A 12,639-nucleotide genomic window follows, 5' to 3' on the forward strand; every position below is an offset into this window, starting at 1 on the left:
TTCGCTCTAAACTATCAGTAACTGTATCAAACTCTAGTTTTTACGTTAAAAGGTAATCTGCAAGGATTTGTCTCAAAGCCTTGTAAACATTGGCTTGCGAATTTTAGGACGGGTCTAATAAAGTTAAAGGAATCGGTATTACTTATTACTTTATCGCCTAAACCTACTTAAAATCACATCTGCTCTAAAATCCGACGAATAACCTCTGCTGAAACCCGATCTGTAATTTCAACTTCACCAATACTAGTAGGTAAAATAAATCTAACTTTTCCTGCTTTGACTTTCTTATCAGTCTGTAAAGCAGCAATAATTCCTTCAATATTAATTCCTGCGGGTAATTTGGTCGGTAAATTTGCTTTTTCAATTAACCTATCTTGTCTTTGTGCTTCCTCTAAATTCCACATCCCCAACTCTATGGCTATTTTTCCTGCTGCAACCATACCAATTGCAACAGCTTCCCCGTGGTTTACAACACTATAACCAGTCAAGCTTTCTACTGCATGACCAATTGTATGTCCATAGTTAAGAATTGCTCTCAATCCAGCTTCTTTTTCGTCTTTACTGACCACGTCAGCTTTAGATTGGCAGGAATGGTTTAATATGTATTCGATAATATCCGGCGTTATGGCAGATATTCGATCCAAGCGTTCGCATTCTTCCATGCGATCGAATAATTCTCGATCCCAAATTATGCCGTATTTAATAACTTCTGCCATTCCAGCACTAAATTCTCGATCTGGGAGAGTTTGCAATACTTGCGGGTCTATGAGTACTAATTGTGGTTGATGGAAAGCACCAATAAGATTTTTTCCTTGGGGGTGATTAACACCAGTTTTACCACCAATTGCCGCATCTACCATTGCTAATAATGTAGTGGGCACTTGTATAAACTTAATTCCTCGCAACCAAGTTGCAGCAGCAAAGCCAGTCATATCACCAATTACACCACCTCCCAGAGCTACCATTGTTGAGGAGCGTTCTATACGATTTTCTAAAGCAGCATCATATATTTTCTGAAGCGATTCTAAATTTTTATACTGCTCTCCATCGGGCAAGATACAACTATCAACGTCAAAATCAGCAGATTTGAGAGAACTTATTGCCCGCTCTCCATAGTGCCCAAACACGGTTGGGTTAGATACTAACAAAATCTTTTTACCCAAACCCAAAGTTGATATTTTCTCACCTAATACATCAAGATAACCTGATGAAATCGTAACTTCATAGGAATCTTCTGGTAGATAAACCTTTATTGCACAAGCCATTGCTGAAATAGTGACAAGTTAAAAGTGCCCGCGCACAGTATTTTAACCGATAACTCAAGTGTATACAAGTTTTGCCGTTGGCAAAATAATAAACCAATATAATAAATTCACTGAATCAAATAACTAGTGACATTTGTTACTAACTAATTGTCTGTGGAGTAAGCTTAGATATATGCTGAAATTGAATAATTTTATTGGGTGATGATTATTATGATTCAAGCTACACATATTATCTTATGCAATTAACGTATAAAAAGAGTATTAAGTATAATAAAAAGCACTATCAATAATTAGTATTCGTAAATCAAAAAAATAAATCACAGAAAAAGCTGATTACATCATGTTCTTAGTAATCAGATGATATTTACGATGAATTCGAAATAATTAGGTATTAAGCTGATAAATACCAATTTAACTTAACGTGAAATGGTAATTAACCTGTTTGTGTAGTTCACTACTATGGTAGTTGCGGTTTGATTCAAAAAAATGTTATTAAGTTTTTATCGTAGAGAATATTCTTAATAGCATTAATGTATACCAGTATAGCATATAACTTTTAATTTGCGTAAATATATATGGCACCTTTTTATAAAATAAATTATCATTGGCATAGAAAATCAATAAATGTAAAACTTACTAAAAATCCATTTAAAGAAAATGATAGATAGAGTCAAAGTTATTCAACCAAAAGGAAACTTAGACGCCAGTAAATCTCCAGAATTTCGTGACGAAATTTCTTCTTTATTGGAAAGTGATGCCAAAATATTTTTGGTAGATTTTAAAGATGTAAGTTTTATGGATAGTTCTGGTTTAGGTGCTTTGGTTTTAGCATTTAAAACAGTTAGAGCATACGAGAAAAAACTGGTTGTGTGTTCGATTAACGAACAAGTTAGAATCTTATTTGAATTAACTGGTATGGATAAGGTGTTTGAGGTTTTCAATAACCGCGAAGAATTTGATAAGTCTCTTCTTTCCAGGGCTTAAGTTAATCTTTCAAAAATAAGTTCTAGACAACTGAGCAGCAATGTATCACCAATTATGCTTGTATATTTTAAGATAAAATAAAGTAATCAAAATATCTTTAAATTTATTAAATATAATTATGTATATTTGTATAGCTCGGTTATCTATATCTTTTCGGTTTGTGAGTAATCAGTCGAACTGAATTTGAAGAATTGATAAGTCATCATCAAATACACCTTTGGAATTCAACTGATTTAAATAATTAATAATTATTTCTAGTTTATTCTCTGCAAAACTAGATGACTCGGCTAGCATTCTAATAAAAGCATCTAAACTCCAAACAGTTCCATTGGGCTTAGTTATTTCATAGACGCCATCACTAAAAATATATAACGTACTAGATTCTTCAATCGTACAAAAGTCATCCACATATTTAGCTTCAGGAAACATTCCTACTGGCATTCCAGGAGTTTTTAATAACTTGACTTCTGGATTATTAGTTGAATTTTTGGATAATAAAACTGCTGGTGGATGACCTGCACTTGCGTACATTAATTGTTTTTTAACTCGGTTATACACTCCGTACCAGATCGTAAAATATTTATCGTTTTTATAATTCATTTGAAAAGTGTCGTTAAGTGCTCTTAATACTTCACTTGGCTGATAGTAATTAAGACTTTTAAGAGCATGGGAGCGTAGCAAATTCAACACAGAAATTGAAGGGAGAGTTGCTTTGAGTCCATGCCCTGCAGTATCAAGCAAATAAATGGCTAAATAATCTGGATCGAGCCAATAGTAATCAAAACAATCTCCACCTAATTGTTGTGAAGGAATGAAGCGAAAATCAATTTTGAAAGGTTTGGTCATCGGACTGGGAAGCAAAGAACGTACATACTCTGCTGCTTCCGCTAATTCGTCTTCCAAAAGTTGTTTTTGTGCTTTTAGTTCATGACTCATTTGATGCAGACGTAAACCTGCTCTTACCCGCGCTTGCAATTCATTTTGTTCTACAGGTTTAGTAATAAAATCATCAGCACCAGCATCTAAACCCTTGACTCGATCGGCAATGGAATCTAAAGATGTGAGTAGAATAAAAAAAGTTGTTGTTAAATTAGAATCTTTTTTGACATAGCGACAAACATCTAATCCATTTAATCCCGGCATCACCCAATCACAAATAATCAAAGCTGGGCGATAATCTAAAGCTTTTGCAATACCTTCTTCTCCGTTGCTGGTAGTTATTACTTCATAACCTTGTCTTTCCAGCATCCGTTTCAATAATATCTGTACTGCACGATCGTCATCTATCACCAAAATTTGAAACATATACGCCGAGCCGCCAAGGAATTGTAAATTTTTAGTTATCTTTATTTTTACTGTCACATATTTAACTCAAATTGTCTTGAGTAAAGACGGATACGATTCCGTATTTTTACTTGTTTTTGAGTTTAAATGAGGTTATTCGCACGCTTAAGGGTTTCATATCTTAACATCTATCTACTAATTTTCTCATGAAATTTATGATTAAGATACAGAATAACCCTTAGTCACATAAAAATAAAGTGTAATACATAACTTTTATTTTTATGTAATACTTATGGAGGAGAAAGGGGACTCAACCACAAACCCAAAGTTCGTTTAAGCTGATTTAAGTCGCGGTAAACTTCTTGTTTAAACCACTGTCCTACAGCATCTATAGGGTTAAACTCTTTACCAGGAGTCCATTTAATATCCTGACCGAGTGGAGTTAGGTGATTTCCAGTTAAAGTTTTGGCGGTTGTCATTTCTCCAAACCTCGATTGTAAAATTTCTGTCAAAATATTGGATTGATCGATAGTGTCATTGCGAAACTTAATTAGTAGGTTGCGGCGAATCCGGTAATGTTCTTGCACAATAGAATTAGTTTCGCTTGGTGAAGGAGTAAATTCCACATTGATGGTGGAATTAAATTGTTCTAATAGAGGAATGGCTTCTTTAGCGGCATAGTTATTGAACGAAACAAGAATATTTCCTGCGCGTTCAACTTGGTGGATGCTACCAATCAATAAATGAAGCTTACAACCCATACTATGTCCAAGACCATATGTGGGAAGGTAACCATTAATAATCCCTCTGTCTTCTAACCTGACTAGTGCGCGTTCAAAGTTGAGAAGAGCATTTTCAGCGATCGCTTTATGATCTAAAGTGTTGATAAATGGAGTGGCAACAACCACAAAGCCTTTTTCTGCTAAGTACTCCAGAAGTAAACGATATGTAACCTGGGGTGCAGTAGCCACAAATGCACCGCCTAAAAAATGAATTACACCAATGGGTTTGTGAGGTACTAGGACCGAGTTTCCAGCTATTTCTTTCCAATTCATGTATCACTCTTCAAAGAGATAAAAGTGAAAAATTAACAATTGTTAACAGTAATTTATATTTAAATATATCAAATATTAAGCCTGAAGAGTTTCTAATAACATTTAAGACAGGAATTGGTTAGGAAATAGACTGGAAGTATTTTGTTTAATTAAGATATGAATATGTTATAAAAAAAGAATCCCTACAGTTGGGATTTGTTTTATTGCTGGCTCTGTAAATTTTTCATCTCATGCTGGACATCAAGAGCAATTTGTAAAGCTTCATTGAGTAATCTTCCATGTTCTGTGGCTTCTTCTGTAAAATCAACTGCAGTCAAAGTCGCTAAATTACTTGCAAATAGTTCTGTATTATTAATAATAAATTGTTTATTTTCTCGTATAATTCTTTCGGTTTTTAATGCACGCACTAAATCGTCTCTAGTTATTCTCAAAGTTTGAATTACTTTACCTCTATTAGTGATACTAACCCCATCATTACCTGCAGCTTCAATTTGGTCGTTAATATCTATAGCTTTCACTACTGAATTAAATCTTTCAACATCTCTTAAAAGATTTTCTAAGGAATAAGTCATACTTTCACGTAGTTTTTTGGCATTATTTTTCGAGGATATATTTAAAAATAATTGCACTCCAAATACTGAAGCAAAGCAGAATCCGATAAAGGATAACCATGATGGAAGTGGCAACCAGGAAATAAATGAAAAAATGAATAAAGTAAAAATAACATAGCTGCTAACTATTCCAGCTAGAGCCATAAAAAATATAGTTGCACCTTCTGGACCCTTGACTTTTTCCATTAATAATTGGAACAATCTCTTGATTGAATTAATAATAATTTTTGGCTTATGTTTAATTGGTAAATTTGTTAATTTTTGGATGTCTTGTGTAGTTATTTCCAGTCCTATTAAATCATTATGCACGACTATAAAATCCTTGTGTAGGTTGCTTGTTCGTATTATATCTTAATCAAATTTATCTCGATTCAATTTAGGTCTTATACTTGGTATCGGCTTGTTAACTTATTTTATACTTAGCAGGATAAAAAATTATTAACTCGTAATATAAAATACAAGTAATTATATAGAATTTAGAGCTTTAGGTTTGGACTTAAGTGTATTCATAACTTTATTTAGGATATCAGTACCAATGACTTGGAGAAAAACCTCATTAAAACTTGAATAATCATATTTTCTTTCTCTTATTGATAAAAATAAAGAACACTACTGTATATATCTGAATTCAGTTTAATTATTATTAGCAATGTGCGAACTTCGGAGAGAAAAAGTAAGTATCCTGAAACTCATGACAATATTGAGAACAAATTGGTTTCCAGGAGGTATATCACGCAGACAATAAGCCGACCGAAAGTTTTTGATTTCGAGGTGCAGGCTTGAAACAACAAAAATCAAATGTAATTCCTATACAAAGTACATAATGTTTTCAATTATCTTAATTTGGGTTGCAAGAAAATATTGTACTTAGTCTGGTACATATTGATTTGTCAAAATTATAACTCGTAATTCTAAAGAATTTCAGGCGCATTCATTCATCTCGACAGAGCTACTGCATGGATTAAACTTAGAAGCCCTGCAGTAAAAAATACCGCTCTATTGGTGGAAGAGCGGTATCAATTTGTTGAAGAAATATTTAATTAAATAGCCATAATGCTAAGTGCGAGTCATTTTACTTCACCAATTGCTTGACCTTTTTAACCAAGGTTTCAGCAGTAATACCGTTAAACGCCATGAGTTCGCCAGCACTTGAGGTGGTTTCTCCCCGTTTCCAAGAAACAGTTGTCCGAGGAGCGGTACTTCTGAGCATAATTGGTTCTAACATTGCACCTGCACCACCGGTAATGCCAATTAAAGCATCACCATCAAAGATTTGGGCAAATTTGATGTTATCCAAGAAAATACCATCGGCTTGAGAACAGGTATCCCAAGCGGTTTCGTGGGGAAGGTATAAACGACGGGGGTTAATTACCGAAACAATTTTTACGCCGATTCCTTCTGCTTCTAAAGTTTTAGCAGCTTCGTAAACTGGTTTGAGGATCATATCCCCGATCGCAGCAAAGACAACTTTCTTGGTTCCGGAAGTTTCCTGTAATACTATTGCACCATCCTGTAAACCTTGACGGGTTTGTTCAAAAGTAGTGCGGATTGGTAAAGGTGATTTACTTGCGGTGATAACAATTCCTTTATTTTTGGTATTTAACGCCCACTCATAACAAGCTTGAATGCTGTTAGCATCGGTGGGGAATAAGGGGAAAATATTACCGTTGCGCATCATCGCCGCAAAATAAGCTTCAATTTCCGGACGCTGGTGAGTCCAACCGTTACGTCCTTGCTCTAATGCCCCTGCGGTGAATAAAGTAATAGTTGAAGGTGTAGGGCGTCTTAACTCTGCCATTGCTTGGGTGACGGTCTGCCAAATCGGTAAACCATTGATGGCAAAAGATTCGTAAGAACACCACAAACTACGTCCACCCATCAAACATAAACCAGCAGCGAACCCGGCGCAAGCATCTTCACTCAAGGGTTCGTAAACTTGTCCGTCTGGTCCTTGATTGTATTCATCATCAGGGGTGGGGTGAACAATTTTCAAGGCTTCGTTGATGTTACCAATTTGGGATGCTTGGTTACCATCAGCATTGCTGACAATAAATTTTTTGTCTGTTTGTCCAACTTGAGCAACCAATGCTCCCATCGCCGTAGTAGAAATTTTTGCATCACCACCTACAGCATATTCTTCTAAAGTTAATTTACCTAATTCCGGTAATTCTAATTCAAATTCGGTCATAACTGTTTTCCCCGCAGGTCCACCACCTGCACGTTCGCAGTTTGTCCGCACAATTTCCCAAGCTTCAGGATTGAGAGCGCGTGCTTTCAAAGACTCAATCATGTGGGGTGCATCTAAGGTATCTTTGGGATAAAGGTTGTGAGATTTGGAACCTTTAGCATGAACTCCTGCACCTTTAAGTTGTTTAATAATAAACACTGTGAGCTTACCACTCATTGCAGATTTGGCGGCTCGATCCATACCTACTAAAACAGCCTTGGCAAATTCTAACCGCTTGGCAAAGGAAAATTCAGTACTATCAACATATTCCCCAGGCTGATTTTGATCGTCAAAGTCTTTTGCATTTACCAATACAACTTCTGCAAAACCATTACCGCGCCAATAAGTAATCATTTCCTCATTAGTTTTGAGGGATACCATGCTGTGATGTTCTTGGCTGTAACCGTTCCACACCAGTATTGGTAAGAAATTGGTAACTTGAGGATATGCGGTATTAAAGTGAGCCATAGAACTCATGATGTAGGGTTCGCCCAAACCACCATCACCAAGTGTAAACGGGAATAGTTTATCCCGATGTAAAAACGCAGCCGACATTGCAAAATGTTGACCTTGTCCCAAAGGTCCCGCAGGTGCCAAAATCCCAGGAATAAAACCAGAAAGATGTCCTAACAATCCATCACGTTCCCGGAAGCGATCGCGTAATTGTTGAACGGTGCTAATTCCCATATCTTCTAAAGAGCGATCGAGGAACATCGCACTATAAAATCCTGGGGCGTGGTGTCCGACTTCGGTGATAATATTCTTGTAACCCAGCATGACCAGTGAAGCATAAGCCTCAGCTTGGGAAGCAAAACCACCCGGATGCCCTGAAGCTTTACTTCCAGTAACTTGTAGTGTTAGATAACGTAAAGCATCGGCAGCAAGTAAGGTTTGATAAACTGCTGTGGGGTCTTGAGGGTCACTAACTGAAGTTTGTCCGGATGCGATCGCGCTTGTTTGCCCATACTTTTCAAATTCCGGAAATGCTTCCCCAAAATATTGAATACCTTCACAAAATGGGGGATGGGCGGAAGTCACCTTTGGAGTCATTGCTGTCATGCTGGCTACCCTACGAATATAACTACCGATTGTAAATGATTGTTGATTTAACAAAAATTTTACAACTTCCAGGGCGCGAGTATTGATTGTGATTGTATAACTTCAGGATAAGTTGTTTCAATATGGTTATTTCGCCTAGTAGGAGTTTAGCAAAGTACATTCCTTTGCTTGTGTATAATGAATGACTATTATGAGGGCGCACATCGGTGCGCCCTGATGAGTGGTATCTTTTTTATTTAGGTTTTCCTAATAACATCAAAGCTGATCGTTTATAGGCAGATTCAACTGGGTGGGTGCGGTGCTAATTAACTACCTGCTGTAGGTTCTTGATCGGATGTAGATTCTCTGTAGGATATTTATCGGTGATTGGGTGCAAATCCTTGATTGGGCGCACCGATGTGCGCCCCTACGAATAAAATAATCATTCAATGAGGATGGATCCCCTTGATGTCTCGTTGAGTTGTCATCTTCAAAAGTTACGCAACAGTAGCAACAATTTTTTTGTCAATTTGTATTAAGCTAAAAGTTATAACCGACACCAAACATTAAACCGACATCTGTGTCGTCATCCAGAAAAGCAGCGTTAGCACTACCATTAATGGTAAAACGAGAACCTAATGGAACATCTACACCACCAGTAACCAATAAACCAACATCTGTATCATCGCCAGCTTCTATCGCCACACCAGCACCAAGATAAGGAGAAATCCCAACGGATTTTCCACCGACGGATGGTGTTTTACGTGGGGAAAAATCTAAGGTCAGGGGAACCAAAAATACAGTATCGTCTCCAATTACCGCTGTAGGTCGTACTGAAAGGGACTTTGTTAAACCAATTTTGCTAATTACTGCAAAATTTGTCTCGCCTAGTTCTGTATCACCTTCCAGACCGATATTTGCAGCAACGCCAATATAACTAGAACCTCCACGAGTTGCACGACCTGGTTTCACATCATCACTATCTGTATTATTATCTCCATTATTTTCTGCATTCCCAATTTCAACATCAGTCTTTGGTTTGTCAGGACCGCCCAAATCGGGTGGGATCAATACCTGATTGACTGCATGAATGACACCGTTACTAGCTTTTATATCTGTTTGGATAACGCTTGTATTGTTGACTACAATTTGATTACTGTTGGAATCAACTTGAACCTGGATGGGTTCTCCTTCAAAGGTTTGGAGTTTTCCCCCTGAAATTTGATTCGCAGCAAGTTCTCCAGGAACGACGTGATATTTTAAGATACTCATCAGTACTTCTTTATTTTTTGGCTGCCGTAATTGCTCTACAACATCTGGTGGTAAAGCTGCAAATGCTTCGTTGGTAGGAGCAAAAATTGTGTATGGACCAGGTTGTTGGAGAATATTTGCCAAACCAGCTGATTTTAATAGAGAAGTTAAGATGGAAAAAGAATTACTAGAAGAAGCGATAGATACAATATCGTTATTGTTGGAGTTTAAATTAGGAGTTCCTGCAACTACGTAACTGGCTGCAGGTATATTACTGGCTAAGGGTTGTATTTGACCCTGTGTTACTAAAGCCTGATATATCAGTGCTGCTGTTTCGGCACGAGTTAAAATTCCTACAGGATTAAGCACGCCCACATCAGGATAATTTACAACCATATTGGCTTTTGTTGCCGCAAGTACACTATTTGTTGCATAGTTTGGGATTGAAAAAGCATCACTATAATAAGTAGCTAAAATATCATTTGAGACGTCTTCACGGATTAATCCCAAACCGTTGGTTAAAGCAACAATTGCTTGCACCTTGAGAATTTCTTGATTTGGTTCAAATAAATTTCCTGGATAACCCGACATAAATCCAGTCTCATAGGCTTCCCTAATGGCTGAAGATGCCCAATAATTAGTTGGAACATCTGCAAATCCTCCCGGATTTAACTGTCTGATAGGATTTCGATTAAAAGCTTTTTGCAACATAGTTGCAAATTCAGCACGTTTAACTGGTTGGTTTGGTCTGAAAGTACCATCAGGAAAGCCAGTAATTACATTCCTCTCTACCAAAGCTTGAATAAAAGGACTAGCCCAAAAATTTATCCCAAGGTCGGAAAATAAAGTAGACGAAAACTGTGACTGACCCAAAATTTGCTCTGAATTGCGATCGCTATCCTGACCAAAATCAGAAGGAAAAAAGAATTCTGAATTGCGATCGCTATCTTGAGCAAAGCTGGAAGGAGAAAAGAATATTGAATTTAAAAATATTGAATTTATTGTTGTAATTACTAGTCCAAAAGCCAGTAAATAATTTTTTTTAGGGGAAAAACGGTAGAAACAACCCACGGAAATCTCCTCATCTGATAAATTGGGCATTTTATTCACCAACAAACCTCACCCATTGTTAAACTCACAGTTTGCATTCAAGGGAAACTCCAGCTCACATAATAATACGGTTCAGATAAACCTAAATTTCTTCGTAGAGACGCGACATGTCGCGTCTCTACAGGGTTACTTGTTAAAAAAAGTCTTAACTAAACTGTATTGGCTTATATAACTCAAGTTTCCAAAATTTAAACTTCCAAAACTTAAGCTTCCAAAGTGGATGAGATTTAGCCGTTTTTATGATTGAGATGATTGATATTCTTGTGCAAAGAAAAAATATTTTTGCAACAAATAAATATCAACTATCCCAAGGAACGTTTCAAAAGTTATAACTTACAAATCGAAAAAATGTAAAAAATAACACACATATCATCGCACTATTACAATAAAATTCCAGCGATGCAGGCTGTCATAAAGCAAGCAATACTTCCACCAATCATGGCTCTAATTCCCATTTGTGCCAAATCCCCTTGACGACTCGGTGCGATCGCGCCAATTCCACCTATTTGAATCCCAATAGAACCAATATTTGAGAACCCACATAGTGCATAGATTGCAATTAGCTTGGCTCGTTCAGATATTACTGGTAAAGACTTAGATACAGTTTCACCACTTTTGATTTTGTCAATATTCTCAATAATTGCTTTTAAATCTAAATAAGCAACAAATTCATTCAAAATCGTTTTCTTTCCCAACAATACCCCCACTGCTGGACTATCAGCCCAAGGAACCCCCATCAGCCAAGCAACCGGTGCAAGTATGTAAGAAAAAATCCACTCTAACGACAATTCTTGGACGCCGATGCGAGAACCAATCCATCCTAAAAACCCATTTACCAAAGCCAATAAACCCAAAAAAGCAATCAGCATCGCCGCAACATTTAAGGCTAACTTCATTCCATCACTAGCGCCAGTTGCAGCAGCATCGATCGCATTTGCATAGGTACTTTCTACTTTGATTTTGACTTTACCTGCTGTCAGGGATTCTTCAGTTTCTGGGTAAAGTATTTTAGAAACTGCAAGAGCTGCTGGTGCAGACATTACTGAAGCTGCAATTAAATGTTCTGCTGGAACCCCAAAAGAAATATATGCAGCCATCAAACCACCTGCAATCGTTGCAAATCCCCCCGTCATAATCGCGTGTAGTTCTGATTTGGTCATCTTTTCAACATAGGGTTTAATTAGTAATGGTGCTTCCGTTTGTCCCACAAAAATATTCGCAGCTGCAGAAAGTGATTCCGAACCAGATGTTTTCATCGTTTTCATCATCACAACTGCTACTACTCGAACAATTTGTTGTAAGATCCCGTAGTGGTAAAGAACAGTAATAAATGAAGAGAAAAATATTATAGTTGGTAAAACTTTAAACGCAATAAAATGTTCTTCAAAATTATCGCCAAAGACAAACTTGGCTCCCACATCAGAAAAATCTAAAAAGCGGCTGACTACATCCCCCAAAAACTTGAATACTGCAAAGCCTAATGCTGTTTTGAGAATTAATACTCCAAAGATTAATTGTAAAGCTATTCCCCATAGTACTGGTTGCCATCGTATAGCGCGGCGATTAACTGATAAGCCATAAGATATACCCACAAAAACAAATAAACCCAGTACTGACACGAGGCGTTCCATGTTGACTCCCAAGTATGCACGTCCAGAGAAACTAGGTTAAAAGATAGCAGGTATTGTGGGAAACATGAGTAATGAGTAAGGAGTAAGGAGTAAGGAGTAAGGAGTAAGGAGTAAGGAGTAAGGAGTAAGGAGTAAGGAGTAAGGAGTAAGGAGTAAGGAGTAAGGAGTAAGGAGTAAGGAGTA

At 37.0% G+C, this 12,639-nt stretch carries 8 protein-coding genes; 1 reads left to right on the forward strand and 7 read right to left on the reverse strand.

The window, feature by feature from the left end; translation table 11 throughout:
- Positions 1 to 173: 173 nt before the first annotated feature.
- Positions 174 to 1,265 (reverse strand): 3-dehydroquinate synthase, encoded by a 1,092-nt coding sequence (aroB, locus tag QNJ50_RS26500; protein WP_300641592.1) that lies wholly within the window; start codon positions 1,263 to 1,265, stop codon positions 174 to 176.
- Positions 1,266 to 1,922: 657 nt separating this feature from the next.
- On the opposite strand from aroB, the gene QNJ50_RS26505 reads away from it, so the two are divergent.
- Positions 1,923 to 2,249: an STAS domain-containing protein gene (locus tag QNJ50_RS26505; protein WP_300641594.1), complete on the forward strand. Its 327-nt coding sequence runs from the start codon at positions 1,923 to 1,925 to the stop codon at positions 2,247 to 2,249.
- 168 nt (positions 2,250 to 2,417) lie between these two features.
- On the opposite strand, the gene QNJ50_RS26510 is transcribed toward QNJ50_RS26505, so the two are convergent.
- The 6 genes from QNJ50_RS26510 to QNJ50_RS26535 all read right to left on the reverse strand — a co-directional run bounded on the left by QNJ50_RS26510 (position 2,418) and on the right by QNJ50_RS26535 (position 12,456).
- Entirely contained in the window at positions 2,418 to 3,554 is a 1,137-nt protein-coding gene (locus QNJ50_RS26510; protein ID WP_300641596.1) for a SpoIIE family protein phosphatase, read from the reverse strand.
- A gap of 269 nt (positions 3,555 to 3,823) precedes the next feature.
- Complete coding sequence (locus QNJ50_RS26515; protein ID WP_300641598.1) at positions 3,824 to 4,588, reverse strand: DUF1350 family protein; 765 nt, start codon at positions 4,586 to 4,588, stop codon at positions 3,824 to 3,826.
- Between the two features lie 200 nt (positions 4,589 to 4,788).
- Positions 4,789 to 5,508 (reverse strand): hypothetical protein, encoded by a 720-nt coding sequence (locus tag QNJ50_RS26520; RefSeq protein WP_300641600.1) that lies wholly within the window; start codon positions 5,506 to 5,508, stop codon positions 4,789 to 4,791.
- Between the two features lie 763 nt (positions 5,509 to 6,271).
- Positions 6,272 to 8,485 carry a phosphoketolase gene (locus QNJ50_RS26525; protein WP_300641602.1) on the reverse strand — a complete coding sequence of 738 codons (2,214 nt, stop codon included), beginning with the start codon at positions 8,483 to 8,485 and terminating at the stop codon, positions 6,272 to 6,274.
- Between the two features lie 519 nt (positions 8,486 to 9,004).
- Positions 9,005 to 10,816 carry a fasciclin domain-containing protein gene (locus tag QNJ50_RS26530; RefSeq protein WP_300641604.1) on the reverse strand — a complete coding sequence of 604 codons (1,812 nt, stop codon included), beginning with the start codon at positions 10,814 to 10,816 and terminating at the stop codon, positions 9,005 to 9,007.
- Positions 10,817 to 11,205: 389 nt separating this feature from the next.
- Positions 11,206 to 12,456: a NupC/NupG family nucleoside CNT transporter gene (locus tag QNJ50_RS26535; protein WP_300641606.1), complete on the reverse strand. Its 1,251-nt coding sequence runs from the start codon at positions 12,454 to 12,456 to the stop codon at positions 11,206 to 11,208.
- Positions 12,457 to 12,639: the final 183 nt, after the last annotated feature.

It is taken from the genome of Mastigocoleus sp. MO_188.B34 (genome assembly GCF_030065675.1).
GTDB lineage: Bacteria > Cyanobacteriota > Cyanobacteriia > Cyanobacteriales > Nostocaceae > Mastigocoleus.